Source organism: Kitasatospora sp. NPDC059795, assembly GCF_042732175.1.
Lineage (GTDB): Bacteria > Actinomycetota > Actinomycetes > Streptomycetales > Streptomycetaceae > Kitasatospora.
In genome coordinates, this window is the sequence record NZ_JBHWID010000015.1 from 71,949 (window position 1) to 87,111 (window position 15,163).

General features: G+C 72.6%; 16 protein-coding genes and 1 pseudogene. 12 read left to right on the forward strand and 5 right to left on the reverse strand.

The window, feature by feature from the left end; genetic code table 11:
- Window positions 1–40: 40 nt before the first annotated feature.
- From ACFV4P_RS27250 to ACFV4P_RS27265, 4 genes are all read left to right on the forward strand, one after another.
- Window positions 41–430 (forward strand): winged helix-turn-helix transcriptional regulator, encoded by a 390-nt coding sequence (locus ACFV4P_RS27250; protein WP_380475407.1) that lies wholly within the window; start codon window positions 41–43, stop codon window positions 428–430.
- A 68-nt stretch (window positions 431–498) separates the two neighbouring features.
- The gene (locus ACFV4P_RS27255; RefSeq protein WP_380475409.1) at window positions 499–870 is read left to right on the forward strand and encodes a VOC family protein; all 372 of its coding nucleotides are present in this window, start codon (window positions 499–501) and stop codon (window positions 868–870) included.
- A 61-nt stretch (window positions 871–931) separates the two neighbouring features.
- Window positions 932–1,411: a hypothetical protein gene (locus tag ACFV4P_RS27260; RefSeq protein ID WP_380475411.1), complete on the forward strand. Its 480-nt coding sequence runs from the start codon at window positions 932–934 to the stop codon at window positions 1,409–1,411.
- 94 nt (window positions 1,412–1,505) lie between these two features.
- Window positions 1,506–2,042 (forward strand): hypothetical protein, encoded by a 537-nt coding sequence (locus tag ACFV4P_RS27265; protein WP_380475413.1) that lies wholly within the window; start codon window positions 1,506–1,508, stop codon window positions 2,040–2,042.
- On the opposite strand, the gene ACFV4P_RS27270 is transcribed toward ACFV4P_RS27265, so the two are convergent.
- Window positions 2,018–2,491, reverse strand: coding sequence for a carboxymuconolactone decarboxylase family protein (locus tag ACFV4P_RS27270; RefSeq protein ID WP_380475415.1), 474 nt, complete (start codon window positions 2,489–2,491; stop codon window positions 2,018–2,020). The genes ACFV4P_RS27265 and ACFV4P_RS27270 overlap by 25 nt on opposite strands.
- Before the next feature lie 85 nt (window positions 2,492–2,576).
- Window positions 2,577–3,089 carry a hypothetical protein gene (locus ACFV4P_RS27275; protein WP_380475417.1) on the reverse strand — a complete coding sequence of 171 codons (513 nt, stop codon included), beginning with the start codon at window positions 3,087–3,089 and terminating at the stop codon, window positions 2,577–2,579.
- Window positions 3,090–3,194: 105 nt separating this feature from the next.
- Between ACFV4P_RS27275 and ACFV4P_RS27280 the strand changes: the two genes are divergently transcribed.
- A complete protein-coding gene (locus ACFV4P_RS27280; RefSeq protein ID WP_380475419.1) occupies window positions 3,195–4,211 on the forward strand; it encodes a nitronate monooxygenase in 1,017 nt (338 codons plus the stop codon).
- Complete coding sequence (locus ACFV4P_RS27285) at window positions 4,208–4,918, forward strand: RibD family protein (protein WP_380475421.1); 711 nt, start codon at window positions 4,208–4,210, stop codon at window positions 4,916–4,918. Before ACFV4P_RS27280 ends, ACFV4P_RS27285 begins: the two co-directional genes overlap by 4 nt.
- 24 nt (window positions 4,919–4,942) lie before the next feature.
- Here ACFV4P_RS27285 and ACFV4P_RS27290 read toward each other — a convergent pair.
- Both ACFV4P_RS27290 and ACFV4P_RS27295 read right to left on the reverse strand, forming a co-directional pair.
- A pseudogene (locus tag ACFV4P_RS27290) lies at window positions 4,943–5,539 on the reverse strand (DUF6183 family protein); the annotation flags it as partial.
- A 12-nt stretch (window positions 5,540–5,551) separates the two neighbouring features.
- Window positions 5,552–7,003, reverse strand: coding sequence for an aminopeptidase P family protein (locus ACFV4P_RS27295; protein WP_380475423.1), 1,452 nt, complete (start codon window positions 7,001–7,003; stop codon window positions 5,552–5,554).
- 219 nt (window positions 7,004–7,222) lie between these two features.
- On the opposite strand from ACFV4P_RS27295, the gene ACFV4P_RS27300 reads away from it, so the two are divergent.
- From ACFV4P_RS27300 to ACFV4P_RS27325, 6 genes are all read left to right on the forward strand, one after another.
- Window positions 7,223–8,962, forward strand: coding sequence for an ABC transporter substrate-binding protein (locus ACFV4P_RS27300; protein ID WP_380475425.1), 1,740 nt, complete (start codon window positions 7,223–7,225; stop codon window positions 8,960–8,962).
- A 16-nt stretch (window positions 8,963–8,978) separates the two neighbouring features.
- Window positions 8,979–9,938 (forward strand): ABC transporter permease, encoded by a 960-nt coding sequence (locus ACFV4P_RS27305; protein ID WP_380475427.1) that lies wholly within the window; start codon window positions 8,979–8,981, stop codon window positions 9,936–9,938.
- Complete coding sequence (locus ACFV4P_RS27310; protein ID WP_380475429.1) at window positions 9,935–10,924, forward strand: ABC transporter permease; 990 nt, start codon at window positions 9,935–9,937, stop codon at window positions 10,922–10,924. The genes ACFV4P_RS27305 and ACFV4P_RS27310 overlap by 4 nt, the downstream gene beginning before the upstream one ends.
- Entirely contained in the window at window positions 10,921–11,907 is a 987-nt protein-coding gene (locus ACFV4P_RS27315) for an ABC transporter ATP-binding protein (protein ID WP_380475431.1), read from the forward strand. The genes ACFV4P_RS27310 and ACFV4P_RS27315 overlap by 4 nt, the downstream gene beginning before the upstream one ends.
- Window positions 11,904–12,920 (forward strand): ABC transporter ATP-binding protein, encoded by a 1,017-nt coding sequence (locus tag ACFV4P_RS27320; RefSeq protein WP_380475433.1) that lies wholly within the window; start codon window positions 11,904–11,906, stop codon window positions 12,918–12,920. The genes ACFV4P_RS27315 and ACFV4P_RS27320 overlap by 4 nt, the downstream gene beginning before the upstream one ends.
- An 82-nt stretch (window positions 12,921–13,002) precedes the next feature.
- On the forward strand, window positions 13,003–14,763 hold the full coding sequence (locus ACFV4P_RS27325) for a glycoside hydrolase family 36 protein (RefSeq protein WP_380475435.1): 1,761 nt from the start codon (window positions 13,003–13,005) through the stop codon (window positions 14,761–14,763).
- Between the two features lie 3 nt (window positions 14,764–14,766).
- Here ACFV4P_RS27325 and ACFV4P_RS27330 read toward each other — a convergent pair whose 3' ends face one another.
- Window positions 14,767–15,141: a hypothetical protein gene (locus ACFV4P_RS27330; protein WP_073808573.1), complete on the reverse strand. Its 375-nt coding sequence runs from the start codon at window positions 15,139–15,141 to the stop codon at window positions 14,767–14,769.
- Between the last annotated feature and the right edge of the window lie 22 nt (window positions 15,142–15,163).

A 15,163-nucleotide genomic window follows, 5' to 3' on the forward strand; every position in this document is an offset into this window, starting at 1 on the left:
AGTACGTACCTAGGGGAAAGCGACTACCTGGGGAGTGCGCGTGGCCACCGAGACCGAGTGGGCGCCGGCGGCCGCGACCGACCCCGAACTCGCCTGTCCCACCAGTGCGGTGGTCGACATCGTGTTCAGCCGGTGGACCACGCCGATCCTGTGGACCCTGCACACCGAGGGCCGCCAGCGGTTCGTCGAACTGGAACGGCGGATCGGCACCATCACCGCGAAGGTGCTGACGCAGCGGCTGCGGCAGCTGGAACGCGACGGCATGGTCGTGCGCACGTACCACCCGGAGGTGCCGCCCCGGGTCGAGTACGAGATCAGCGAACTCGGCCGAGGCCTGGCCCCGCTCTTCGCGCACCTCGCGCAGTGGGCGGCGAGCAACCTCGACGAGGTGGAACGGGCGCGGCGCGCGTACGACGTGCAGAACCCCTGACGGGTGGGGTCACGGCCGGTGCGGGGGCGGCGCGTTGGGGGTGGCCGGGCTGCGCGAGAATCGGCGGCATGGTGAGTGTCGGGTCGGTGGTGTTGGGCGCTTCGGATGTGGCGCGGGCGGCGGCGTTCTGGACGGGTGCCCTCGGGTACCTGCCCCGGGAGGCGGGGACGGAGCGCTGGGTGGTGCTGGTGCCCGGCGACGGGGGCGGGGGCGTGCAGATCGCGCTCGGGCTGAGCGAGTCGCCGGTGCAGGAGCACCCGCGTGTTCACCTGGACCTGTACGCCGCCGATGCGGCGGAGCAGGCCGCCGAGGTCGAACGGCTGGTGGCCCTCGGCGCGCAGCGCGTCGACTGGGACAGCTACCCGCAGGACCCGGACTTCGTGGTGCTCGCCGACACCGAGGGGAACCGCTTCTGCGTGATCGACACCAGCCGCGCCTGACCTGCGGCGCCGCGGGAAAACCGCTGGTCGGAAGGGTGCTTCGGCTGGCAGGCTGCGGCGCATGGAGTCTCTGCGTGTGAGGGCGATGCGTCAGGTCGTCGGGCAGCTGTGCTGCGAGCAACTGCCCATGGCGGCGGCCGAGTTGCTGGCCGAAGGCGACGACTCGCCGACGCTGCGGGAGTTGGCCGGGTGCAACGGCCGGGAGCCGCGCGACGAGCTGGAGCAGCTGTGGGGGCGGGCACTCGACGAGCTCGGCGTGCAGCGGCCCGGGCAGGAGGAGGCCCAGCGGTGGGCGCTGCGCGACCTCGCCGGCCGCCTGCACTCCGGCGAACTCGACTCGCTGGCCGAAGCGGTGGCGACGGTCGGCGGACTGGAGTACGCGGAGGGCGAACCGGAGTTGGCGTTCTGCCGGATCGTCATGGAGGGCTGCTGCGAGGGGTGCGTCGCGGACGGGAACCCCGAGGCGCTTGCCGAGTGGGAAGCGAGGGTGCGGGCCGCCGCGGCGGCACTCGTGGCCGAGGGGCGCCGTGTCGGCGGGTGAACTGTCCATGGGTGGAGCGGCGTTGAAGCCGTGGTGCGGGCCAGTTCCTTGGGCGACGGGTGCCGGGTGCGTTCGGGTGGGAAGCGGAGGAGCGGTGAGCGGGACGGTGGGCGTGGAGCGGGTGCGGGAGGTTGCGCTGCGGTATCGCGTGGGGGAGCTGAGCACCGACGAACTGCCCATGGCCGCAGCTGAGTTGGTGGCCGAAGGGTGCGACTCGCCGGCGTTGTGCGACCTGGCCGGGCGGGCGCGGCGGGAGTCGGCGTTCGAGTCGGAGGCGCTGCTGCGGCAGGTGGTGGACGAGTTCGGGCTGAGCTGGCCCGAACTGGCCGACGGGGAAAGGTGGTTGCTGCGGAGCCTCGCGAGCCGGGCGGCGGCGGGGAGGACGACGCCGCTGGAGCTCGCCAGGGCGGTGACCGAGCGCGAGCTACGTGGCGTGGGCGAGGACGAGAAGGCGCTGACCAGGCTGCTCAACCAGTACTGCTGGTGCTGCGGCGGACGGTGGACGCCGGCGGAATTCGCCGTCTGGGAGGCGGACGTCCGGGCCGCCGCCGCGCGGGTGTCCGCCCCTGTCGCGGGGCCCGGGGGCACCGCGACAGGGGCGGAGCGTCAGGCGAACTGCCCGGGGACGTAGTCGCCCGCCGGCTGACGGATGATCACGTTGACCCGGTTGTAGGTGTTGATCAGCGCGATCAGGCCGACCAGGGCGATCAGCTGCTCCTCGTCGAAGTGCTTGGCGGCCTCCGCCCAGGCCTCGTCACCGACCCCGCCCGCCGCGTCGGCGATCCGGGTGCCCTGCTCGGTGAGTTCGAGTGCGGCGCGCTCGGCGTCGGTGAAGCAGGTGGCCTCGCGCCAGGCGGCGACCAGGTGCAGGCGCTGGTGGGTCTCGCCGGCGTGCACGGCGTCCTTGGTGTGCATGTCGGTGCAGAAGCCGCAGCCGTTGATCTGGCTGGCGCGGATCTTCACCAGCTCCTGGGTGGCGGCGGGCAGCGAGGACCCGCCGATGGCGGCGCCGGCCGAGTTGATGTGCTTGAGGATCTTCCCGGCGAGCGGGTTGCCGAAGTAGTCGATGCGTGCGTCCACGGTCGGGCTCCTTGTCGTGTGTGCTTCTGCAAGGACTGACCGAACAGGCCCCCCGAATGTGACGGCCCTGCAGATGTGACGCCCGTCACGCTACCGGCGGCTGCTCTCCCGGCCTCGGAACCGGGGCCGCGCCGACACCGCGCACCCACACCGGGAACGGCGGGAACCCCGGCTCGGGCTCGTCGAGTGCCGACCGGTCGGTGACGGTGACGAGGCTCGCCCAGGGGACCAGGCCCGGTTCCTCGTCCCGCAGGTAGCCCTCGACGATCGGGCCGAGGTCGTCGACCGGCAGGTACGCGGCGCCGAACGGCAGGCGGTCGGCGGGCACCGACCCGGTCGAGCAGCGGAGTTGGCCGGCCTGCTCGTCGTGCCACACGTAGAAGGTGGCGACCCCGGCGAAGCCCCGCTCCCGGATGCGCCGCCGGATGCGGTCGGCGGTCTCCTCGAAGGCGGCCACCACCTCCCGCACGGACAGTGCCCGTCGCTCGGCGTCGTCCGTGCTCAGCCGCCAGGTGTTGGTCTCCCACTCCACCGGCCGGTCGTCCGGCTCCAGCGCCAGCGGTTCGTCCGCCACTTCGGCGATCCAGGTCAGCAGCATCCGGGGAGTGTCCCACGGCCGCCGGACGAGGGAGCGTCGGGGGGATCGGGCGCGGACGTAGGGTGGGGGCGACCGGATCGGCGCGCGTGGAGGCGAGGGAGCGGCATGGCATTCGACTGGGAGGTGCCGCTGATCGCGGCCCCGATGGCGGGCGGGCCGAGCACCCCCGAGCTGGTCGCGGCCGTGAACGGGGCAGGCGGCATCGGCTTCCTCGCCGCCGGGTACCGGACGGTCGACTCGACGCTCGAACAGATCCGCCGCACCCGCGAGCTGACGGACCGCCCGTTCGGGCTGAACCTGTTCGTGCCCGCGCCGCCGTCCGACCCCGGGCCGGTCGCCGCGTACCGTGAGCGGCTGCTCCCCGAGGCCGAGCGGTGGGGCGTCGAGCTGCCCGCCGACATCCGGCCCGACCGGGACGGCTGGGAGGCCAAGCTGGAGGCGCTGCTGCGCGACCCGGTGCCGTACGTCTCCTACACCTTCGGCCTGCCCGGACCGGACGAGGCCGACGCGATCCGGGCCGCCGGAATCCGCCAACTCGGCACCGTCACCGACCCGGAGGAGGCCCGCGCCGCCACCGCGCTCGGCCTGGACGCCCTGGTCGTCCAGGGCCCGGAGGCGGGCGGCCACCGCGGCACCCACCGCGCCGAGGACGTCCCCGGCACCCTCCCGCTGCTCCCACTCCTCGCCGCCGTACGGGAAGTGACACCGCTCCCGCTGATCGCCGCCGGCGGCCTCGGCGACGGACCGGCCGTCGCCGCCGCCCTGCGCGCGGGCGCGATCGCCGCCCAACTCGGCACCGCCTACCTGCGCACCGACGAGTCCGGGGCCTCCGCCGCCCACCGCCGGGCCCTGGTGGAGATCCCCGACACCACCGTCACCCGGGTCTTCACCGGCCGCCCCGCCCGCGCCCTGCGCAACGCCTTCATCGCCCGCCACGACGGCCACGCCCCCGCCGTGTACCCCGAGGTCCACTACCTCACCCAGCCGCTGCGCGCCGCCGCCGCCCGCCGCGAGGACCCCTCCGGCATGCACCTGTGGGCCGGCACCGCCCACGCCTCGGCCCGCGAGGGCGGCGCGGCGGAGGTCACCCGCGCGCTGTGGGAGGAAGCCGGGCGCGCGTGACCCCCCACGACCCGAAGAGCGGAGCCACCATGGCCGAGCGGCCCTTCGTGCTGCTGAGTGTCGCCACCTCGATCGACGGGTACATCGACGACGCCTCGGCGGAGCGGCTGCTGCTGTCGAACGCCGCCGACTTCGACCGGGTGGACCGGGTGCGGGCCGAGTCGGACGCGATCCTGGTCGGCGGGAACACGCTGCGGTCGGACAATCCGCGGCTGCTCGTCAACAGCGAGCAGCGGCGGGCCGCGCGGGTGGCGGCGGGCAAGCCGGCGTACCCGCTGAAGGTGACGGTCACGGCGAACGGCGACCTCCCGCGGGGGCTCAACTTCTGGCACTTCGGGGGCGAGAAGGTCGTCTACACCACCGACGCTGCCGCGTCGAAGCTGCGCGACACCCTGGACGGGCTGGCCGAGGTGGTCGCCACCGGGGAGGCGGTCGACTTCGGGACGGTGCTCGACGACCTGGCCGCGCGCGGCGTGCGGCGGCTGATGGTGGAGGGCGGGGGACGGATCCACACGCAGTTCCTGGCGCAGGGCCTCGCCGACGAGATCCAGCTGGCGGTGGCGCCGCTGCTGGTCGGCGAGGCCGGGGCACCGCGGTTCGTGTACCCGGCGGCGTTCCCGGGCGGCAGCGCGCACCGGATGGCGCTGCTGGGCGTCGAGACGGTCGGCGACGTGGTGCTGCTGCGCTATGCGCCGAAGGGGAGTTGACGGCGCGCGTCGGTCGGTGTCGGTGGCCGCGAGGACGGCGAGGCGGCGGCCGTCGGGGGTGAGGGCGATGTGGTCGAACCAGGGGGAGGTGGGGGCGTTGAAGGTGAGCCAGCGGCACGCGGCGGCGCGGGACTGGACGGTGGCGGGGCCGGCGTCGGCGAGGGCGGTGACGGACTGCCGGGCGGTGAGGCGGCCGTACGCGCCGCGACTGCCGGAGCTGTAGGCGCCGCCGGCGGAGGCCGCGGCGAACAGGATGTGCCAGGCCTCGGCGGGCGGGCAGGTGGAGACCGAGAAGGCGGCGGGCCGCACACCGGCCAGGCACTCCAGTCCGAGGGCATGCAGGGCCCCGGGCACGGACGCGACGGGCAGCGGTTCGGCGAACGCGAACACCCGGGCCTCGATCCGGCCGTTGGATTCCGCCGCCCTCCCCGGCACCGTCGAGGCGTTCGGCGAGGCCGAGGTCGGTGGGAAGGCGGGGTCGCCCTGCGCGAGCCGTTCCTCGGCCACCGCCCGGACGCCGGTGACGCTGTTCAGATCGGGGAGCTGCGCCGGCAGGCGGGAGGGCGGGCGGTGCGGTCGGTCATGGCAGCCGAGCCGACGCAGCACCGCCCGCCCGATCATCCGGTTGTCGGGTCAGCGCTCCGACAGCAGTTCGCCCATCCAGGTCTCGATGCCGTCCACCGTGCGCGGCAGCGCGGAGGACATCAGCCGGGCGCCGTCGGCGGTGATGACCAGGTCGTCCTCAATGCGGACGCCGGTGCCGCGCAGCGCGGGCGGCAGGGTGAGGTCGTCGGGCTGCAGGTAGAGGCCGGGCTCGACGGTGAGCACCATGCCCTCCTCCAGGACGCCGTCCAGGTACGTCTCGGCGCGGGCCTTCGCGCAGTCGTGGACGTCCAGGCCGAGCATGTGGCCGCTGGCGCACAGGGTGTAGCGGCGGTACAGGCCGGAGTCCTCGCGCAGCGCCTCCTCGGCGGAGACGGGCAGCACGCCCCACTCGGAGAGGCCCTCGGCGATCACCCGCATCGCGGCGCGGTGGAAGTCGCGGAACGACGCGCCGGGGCGCAGCGTGGCGATGCCGGCGCTCTGGGCGGCGAGGACGAGTTCGTAGACGTCGCGCTGGGCGGAGGAGAAGGTGCCGGACAGCGGGAGGGTGCGGGTGATGTCCGCGGTGTACAGGGTGTCGGTCTCCACGCCCGCGTCCAGCAGCAGGAGCTGGGTGGGGTCGAGCGGCCCGTCGTTGCGGATCCAGTGCAGCACGCAGGCGTGCGCGCCGGAGGCGACGATGGTCTCGTAGCCGGTGCCGTTGCCCTCGGCGCGGGCGCGGGCGTTGAACGCGCCCTCCAGGATGCGCTCGCCGCGGTGGTGGCGCAGCGCGGCGGGCAGGGCGCGGACCACGTCGGCGAAGCCGGCGGCGGTGTGGTCGACGGACAGCTGCAGCTGCTCGACCTCCCACGGGTCCTTGATCAGGCGCAGCTCGCTGAGCGCGGCGGCCAGCTGGCCGTCGCGGACGGTGTGGTCGGCGTGCGGGCGGCCGGTCAGCGCGTCGAGGACGGGGTCGACGTCGGCGAGGACGCGGGTGGGGACGGAGCCGGTGAACAGCTTCGGCAGGTCGTCGAGGTGGGCGGCGCGGAGGCCGGTGAGGTTCGCGGCCTCGGCGAGGTCGGCGCGCCGGCCGACCCAGAGCTCGCCGTAGCGGCGGTCGCGGAAGAACGCGCCGGTGCCGTCGGACCGGTCGGAGCGCGGCCGCAGGTAGAGGACGCCCTCGCCGTCGGGCTCGATCACCAGGACGTGGCCGACCTGCTCCTCGCCGGTCAGCCCGGTGAGGTGGGCGTAGGCGCTGTTCGGGCGGAAGCGGTAGTCGCAGTCGTTGCTGCGGACCTTCAACTGCCCGGCGGGGACGAGCAGTCGCTCGCCCGGGAAGGCGGCGGCGATCCGGGCCAGGCGGCCCGCGAGGTACCCGTGGCCGGGCACCCGCAGGTCGGCGGAGAGCGGGGTCGGGGCCCACTGGTCGGACATGTAGGCGGACAGGGCGGGGGTGACGGGGAGGTCGTGGCTGCCGGTGTGCAGCGCGGACTGGTCGGCCATCGGGGGAGGGCTCCTTCGCGGGGGCGTGGTCAACAGGCGTGGTGGGAAAACCACTTGCACTTTCGGGCGGGAGTCAATGACACGTCTCGGTAACGGTCCGACCGCCTCATTGCGTAGTGCAATTTCACATTACTATGTTACGGGTCACACCTCAGAGCGGGCCAGTCCCCGGGCGGCACGGATCCCCGGTTGAGCGGCCCCCAGTACCGGAGTGCACTCATGAACAGGCGTACCCACGCCGCCCTCGCGGCGGTCATCACGGCATCCCTCACCCTCGCCCTCGGCGCGTGCAGCAGCACCTCCAACGACGGCGGCGACAACGGCGGACAGCAGGGGGTGACCACCGCGGGCGACGGCATCATCGGCGGCACCCCGGTCAAGGGAGGCACCCTGACCATCCTGTCCAACCAGGACTTCGACCAGCTCGACCCGGCCCGCAACTGGACCATGCCCGTGATGGACGTCGGCGTGCGGATGCTCTACCGCACCCTGACCACCTTCAAGGCCGCCCCCGGCGCCGAGGGCCTGAAGCTCGAAGCCGACCTGGCCACCGACCTCGGCACCTCCAGCGACGGCGCGAAGACCTGGACCTTCCACCTGAAGGACAACCTCAAGTACGAGGACGGCACCCCGATCACCGCCGACGACATCAAGTACAACGTCGAGCGGTCGTACTCGCCGGAGCTGGCCGGCGGCCCCGACTACGCGGTGCGCTACCTCAACGCCCCGGCCGGCTACCAGGGCCCGCTGAGCGGCGAGCGGCTCGGCAAGGAGGCCATCGAGGTCCCCGACGCCAAGACCATCGTCTTCCACCTCAAGCGCCCGGTCGCCGAGTTCGCCTACACCACCTCCCTGCCCACCTTCTCGCCGGTGCCCAAGGCGAAGGAGGCCGGCGCCAACTACTCCAACCACCCGGTCTCCTCCGGCCCCTACAAGATCGAGAGCTACGACCGCGGCAAGCGCATGGTGCTGGTCCGCAACTCCAACTGGGACCAGGCCACCGACCCGATCCGCAAGGCCTACCCCGACAAGATCGTCGTCGACCAGACCCTCAAGGGCGGCGGCATCGCCGACCGACTGATCGCCGACCAGGGCGACGACAAGAACGCCATCTCCTACGTCGACCTGGTTCCCTCGAAGATCTCCGAGGTGCTCACCAACCCCGACGTGAAGAAGCGCCTGGTCAGCGAGAACGCCGGCTGCACCACCAAGCTGGACATGAACAACACCAAGGCCCCGTTCGACAACGCCAAGGTCCGCCTGGCGATGCAGTACGCGGTGGACAAGGAGTCCTTCGCCGGCGCCATGGGCGGCCCCGCGTTCAACGAGATCGCCACCACCTACCTGCCGCCCGTGCTCACCGCCGGCGCGGCCGTCGACCACTTCATGATCAAGCCCGCCGGCGACCCCGAGAAGGCCAAGCAGCTGCTCGCCGAAGCCGGCTTCCCGAACGGCTTCTCCACCGAGATGGTCACCTCCACCGGCGGCAAGCCGCAGGCCGAGTCCATCCAGGCCTCCCTGAAGCGCGTCGGCGTGGACGTCACCATCACCACCGTCGACCCCACCGCCGTCAACTCCATCGTCGGCGACAAGGACAAGCAGCCCGGACTCACCAGCCTCGGCTGGTGTCCCGACTACCCGTCCGCCGGCACCTTCCTGCCGATGATCTTCGACGGCCGGGCCATCAAGGACAAGAGCAACAACGGCAACATGACCCGGTTCAACGACCCGTCCGTCAACGCCGAACTCGACCGGATCGCCGGCATGGACGACCTCCAGAAGGCCAACGCCGCCTGGCTGGCCCTGGACGCCAAGATCATGGACCTCTCGCCCGCCGTCCCGCTGATCTGGCAGAAGAAGCCCGTCCTGGTCGGCTCCAACATCGCCGGCGCCTACGCCCACCCCGTCTGGGCCGGCCAGCTCGACTACGCGGCCATCGGCCTCAAGTCCGCCAAGTAGAGCCGGAGTCCAGACCATGACCACCCCGCTCCCCACGGCCCCGGCCGAGGGAGCGGGGGCCCCGGCTGCCGCCGAGGCCCCCGCCTCCCCCTGGGCCCTCGCCCTGCACCGCCTGCGCCGCCGCAAGGCGGCCCTCGTCGGCGCCGGCATCATCGGCTTCTTCGTGCTCGCCGCCCTCCTCGCCCCCGTGCTGACCGCGATCAGCGGCACCCGCCCCGACACGGTCGACAAGAAGGCCATCGACCCGTACCTCGGCGGCCTGCCCCGCGGCTCCCTCGGCGGCATCAGCTCGCACCACTGGCTCGGCGTCGAACCACTGCTCGGCCGCGACATCTTCGCCCGACTCCTCTACGGCGCCCAGATCAGCCTGCTCGTCGCCTTCAGCGCCGCCCTGCTGATCACCCTCATCGGCACCGTCCTCGGCATCACCGCCGGCTACTTCGGCGGCCGCGTCGACGCCCTGATCAGCCGCTTCATGGACGTCATGATGTCCTTCCCCAGCCTGATCTTCATGATCGCGCTGCTCTCCGTCGCCCGGGACGTCAACCGCGTCGTGCTGCTGATCGGCGTCATGTCGCTGTTCTCCTGGCCGTACATCGCCCGCGTGGTCCGCGGCCAGACCCTCTCGCTCCGGCACCGCGAATACGTCGAGGCCGCCCGGGCCAGCGGCACCAGCAACGCCCGCATCCTGTTCGGCGAGATCCTGCCCAACCTCACCGGCACCATCGTCGTCTACGTCACCCTCGCCGTCCCCGGCCTGATCGGCACCGAAGCCGCGCTCAGCTTCCTCGGCGTCGGCATCCGACCGCCCACGCCCTCGTGGGGCCAGATGATCTCCGACGCGGTGCTCTACTACAAGGTCGACCCGATGTTCTTCATCCTCCCCAGCGCCTGCCTCTTCCTGGTCGTCCTCGCCTTCACCCTGGTCGGCGACGCCCTGCGCGACGCCCTCGACCCGAAGGGCAGCCGGGCATGATCGGATACCTGCTCCGCCGGCTCGCCGCGATGGCAGCCACCCTGCTGATCGTCTGCGCGCTCACCTTCGCCGTCTTCTACCTGCTCCCCAGCGACCCCGCCGCCCAGTTCTGCGGCAAGGACTGCTCCACCGAACGCATCGAACTCGTCCGACAGCAGCTCGGACTGGCCGACCCCCTGATCGTCCAGTTCTGGCACTACGTCCGCGGCATCTTCGCCGGCCAGACCCTCGGCACCGGCCAGTACGCCGTGCAGTGCGGCTTCCCCTGCTTCGGCTACTCCTTCCAATCCGCCCAGCCCGTCTGGGCGTTGATGATGGACCGGCTCCCCACCAGCATCTCCCTCGCACTCGGCGCGGCCACCCTCTGGCTGCTCCTCGGCGTCGGCGCCGGCGTGATCTCCGCCCTGCGCCGCGGCACCTGGCTCGACCGCACCCTGATGATCGGCACCATCGGCATCGCCGCCCTGCCGGTCTACTTCACCGCGATGATCCTGCTCTACCTGGTCGTCACCGTCGCAGGCATCCTGCCCTACCCCCGGTACATCGCCTTCGGCGAGAACCCCGTCGGCTGGATCACCAACCTGATCCTCCCGTGGATCACCCTCGCCCTGCTGAACGCCGCCATCTACGCCCGGATGACCCGCAACTCCGTCATCGAGACGATGGCCGAACCGTACGTCCGCACCGCCCGAGCCAAGGGCCTGCCCGAACGCCGGGTCGTCGGCAAACACGGACTGCGCCCCGCCCTCACCCCCGTCGCCACCATGCTCGGCATGGACCTCGGCGGACTGCTCGCCGGCGCCCTCATCACCGAATCGCTGTTCAGCCTCCCCGGCATCGGCAAACTCTTCGCCGACTCCCTCAACAAGTCCGACCAACCGGTGATCATGGGCGTGACGCTGCTCGCCTCCTTCTTCATCGTCACCTCCAACCTGGTCGTGGACCTCGTCTACGCCTGGATCGACCCGAGGGCGAGGCTGTCATGACCCCCCACCCGCTGCTCGAAGTCCGCGACCTCGCCGTCGAGTTCCCCACCGCCGAAGGCACCGTCCGCGCCGTCAAAGGCATCGACTTCACCGTCGAACGCGGACGCACCCTCGGCATCGTCGGCGAATCCGGCTCCGGAAAGTCCGTCACCTCCCTCGCCGTCATGGGACTCCACCGCGGCGCCACCGTCACCGGCTCCGCGAAACTCGACGGCACCGAACTGATCGGCACCCCCGACGACCGGCTCCGCGCCCTGCGCGGCCGGAAGATGGCGATGGTGTTCCAGGACGCCCTCACCGCGCTGCACCCCTACTTCACCGTCGGCGACCAGATCGCCGAGGCCTACCGCCAGCACTTCGGCGGCACCCGCAAAGCCGCCCTCGCCCGCGCCGTCGACGTCCTCGGCGACGTCGGCATCCCCGAACCCGCCCGCCGCGCCCGCGAACACCCGCACCAGTTCTCCGGCGGCATGCGCCAACGCGCCATGATCGCCCTCGCGCTGTCCTGCGACCCCGACCTGATCATCGCGGACGAACCGACCACCGCCCTCGACGTCACCGTCCAGGCCCAGGTCCTCGAACTGCTGATGCGCCTCCAACAGGAACGCGGACTCGGCATCGTCATGATCACCCACGACCTCGGCGTGATCGCCCGGGTCGCCGACGAAGTCCTCGTCATGTACGGCGGCTCCGCCGTCGAACAGGCCCCCGCGGAGAAACTGTTCACCGCACCCCGGCACCCGTACACCCGCGGCCTGCTCGACTCGCTGCCCCGCCTCGACGACGAGGACGGCGCCGAACTGCGCGCCATCCCCGGCGCCCCGCCCTCCCTGCTCGCCCCACCCGCCGGCTGCGCCTTCCACCCGCGCTGCCCCGCCTACGCCGCGAGCTCCGACGGCCGCTGCACCGGCGACCGGCCGCCGCTGCGCACCGTCGCCGACGGACACCGCAGCGCCTGCGTCCTCGATGAGGTGACCGCATGACCACCGAGACCCTCCACGCCGCCGAACACGCCCAACCCGCGCCCTCCGACGCCCTGTTGAGCGTCCGCGACCTCGGCATGACCTTCCCCGGCGCCCGCGGCGTGCTGCGCCGACTGCCCGGCGTCCGGGCCGTCGACGGCGTCAGCTTCGACGTCCGGCCCGGCGAGACGCTCGGACTGGTCGGCGAATCCGGCTGCGGGAAGTCCACCACCGGGCGGATGCTGGTGCGGCTGCTGGACCCGACGGCGGGCACCGTCGCCTTCCGCGGCCAGGACATCACCCGGACCTCGCAGGGACGGCTGCGGCCGCTGCGCAGCAAGTTCCAGATGATCTTCCAGGACCCGTTCGCCTCGCTGAACCCGCGGCAGACCGTCCAGCAGATCATCGCCGCGCCGCTGCGGGCCCAGGGGGCATCGTCCGGCGAGATCGCGCGCGAGGTCCGCGACCTGGTGCAGCTGGTCGGACTCGCCCCGGAGCACCTGGAGCGCTACCCGCACCAGTTCTCGGGCGGACAGGCCCAGCGGATCGGGATCGCGCGCGCGCTCGCCACCCGGCCCGAGCTCGTGGTGGCCGACGAACCGGTCTCCGCGCTCGACGTCTCGATCCAGGCGCAGATCGTCGGACTGATGGAGCGCCTGCAGCGCGAGCTCGGCGTCGCCTACGTGTTCATCGCGCACGACCTCGCCGTGGTGAAGCACATCAGCCACCGGGTCGCGGTGATGTACCTCGGACGGATCGTCGAGATCGGCGACAAGGACGACGTCTACCAGCGGCCGGCGCACCCGTACACCAAGGCGCTGCTGTCGGCCGTCCCGCTGCCCGACCCGGCCGCGGAACGGGCGCGCGAGCGGATCGTGCTGCTCGGCGACCCGCCCAGCCCGGCGAACCCCCCGTCGGGGTGCACGTTCCACCCGCGCTGCCCGAAGGCGCAGGCGCGGTGCCGCGAGGAGGCCCCGCTGCTGACGCTCACCACGCGGGCGCAGCAGGTGGCCTGCCACTACCCGGAGACGTAGCAGCCGCGTCCGGCCCCCCGCGCCCCGTGACGGGGCGCGGGGGCAGTTGTTCTTGTTGATTCGCTCGGAAGGAACGTTTGTTGTGACTGCTCTGTCGTGGGACGGCTCCGCGCCGCCGTCCGGTCTGGTCGAGACCTCCCGGACCGTCGAGGCCGGGGGACTGGTGGTGCGGGTGACGGCGGTCGGGAGCGAGGTGCCGCCCGAGGTGCGGGTGGTGCAGGACGCCGGGGTGGTGGTGGTCGAGGCGGACGGCGAGCGGCTGCGGGTCGAGTGGCAGCTGCCCTGCACCGGAGCCGCCGCCTACTGGACGCCCAACACCAACTCCCGCTGGCTGCCGCCCAGTTGGGCCCGCCCGCGGGAGTCCTCGGTGGCGAAGGGCGCCCCCGTGGGCAGCCTGGTCGGCGCGGGCGACCGGGCGCTGTGCACCTTCGCGCTCGGCGAGCTGGTCCGGCCGGTGACGATCGGCGAGGGCGCGGTGGAGGAGACCGGCCGGTTCGCCTGGTGGGCCGAGCACGACGGGCCGACGCTCTCCCTGCGCCTCGACCTGAGCGGACGTCACTTCGCCGACACCCTCGCCGACGTCTCCGCCTGGTGGGAGGCGAGCCTGCCGGCCCGGCCCCCCGTCCCGGACCTCGCGTACCTGCCGGTGTTCTGCACCTGGTACGCCCTGCACCTCGCGATGACGCACACCGACGTCGAACGGCTCGCCGCGCTCGCCGCCCCGCTCGGCTTCCGGTCCCTGATCGTCGACGACGGCTGGCAGACCGACGAACGCACCCGCTCCTACGCCACCACCGGCGACTGGCAGCCCGCCCCGGAGGCGTTCCCGGACTTCGGCGCGCACGTGAAGCGGATCCAACAGCTGGGCCTGGCCTACCTGTTGTGGCACGCGATCCCGTTCGCCGGCGACCGCAGCGCCGCCGCGCAGCGCCTCGCCGGGCACACCCTCGCGCACCTGCCGCAGCTGGAGACGCACGTCCTCGACCCGCGCAGCCCCGGCGTCCGCGCCCACCTGGTCGACCGGCTCGCCGCCGCCGTCGAGCAGCACGGCGTGGACGGACTGAAGATCGACTTCATCGACACCTTCGCCCGCCCCGCCGACACCGCGTCCCCGGAGGCCGACCGCCCGACCGTCGCCGAAGGCGTCAGCGAGCTGCTCGCCGCGCTCGACATCCGGCTGCGCGCCACCGCGCCGCAGGTGCTGGTCGAGCACCGGCAGGACTACGTGAGCGCGGGGCTGTGGCCGTACGCCACCATGGTCCGGGCCGCGGACTGCCCGCACAACGTGGTGGAGAACCGGGTCCGCACCGTGGACCTGCGGCTGACCGCCGGGCCGCTCGCCGTGCACGCCGACCCGCTGACCTGGCACCCCGACGAGAGCCCCGAGCAGATCGCCGTGCTGCTCCAGTCGGTGCTGTTCTCCACCGCCCAGGTCTCCGTGGACCTCGCCGCGCAGCGCCCCGAGCAGCTCGCCGCGCTCCGCTTCTGGCTGGGCGTCATGACCGAGCACCGCGGGCTGCTTCAGCGCGGCGAACTGCGGCCGAACCGCCCCGAGTTGGCGTACCCGCTGATCGAGGCGCGGAGCCGCCGGCAGCTCGCGTTCGGCCGGTACGCGCCGCTGCCGCTGCGGGCGGACGGGGAGTGGGACCTGCTGCTGGTGGCCAACTCCGACCCCGACACCCTGGTGCGGATCGAGTTCGACCGGCCGCCGGGCCGGGTCGAACTGCTGGTCCAGGACTGCCTGGGCGGCGAAGTGGCGCGGGCGCAGACCCCGGTCGACGGGACGGAACTCGCCGTCCGGGTGCCCACCGGGGGCCTGCTCACGCTCACCAGGGCCGAGTAGCCGTCAGACCTCCAGGTCGGTCTCCACCTTCTTCAGCTGGTGGCGGGCCATCGCCAGGTTCGCCCGGTTGCGGTCCAGCGCCAGGTACAGGAACAGACCCTTGCCGGAGCGGGAGGTGAGCGGGCGGATCAGGTGGTACTGCGAGGAGAGGGTGATCAGGATGTCCTCGATCGCCTCGTCCAGGTTGAGCAGCTCCATCGCGCGCAGCTTGGCCCGGACCACGTCGGTGTTGCCGGCGGCGGCGACGTTCAGGTCCAGGTCCGGGCCGCCGCCGATCAGGCCCAGGGCCATCCCGCTGTTGTAGTCGACCAGGGCGACACCGATGGTGCCCTCGACCGAAGCCATGATCTCCTTGAGGGCGGTTTCCAGACCAGACATCGTGCAAGTACCTCTTCCGTTG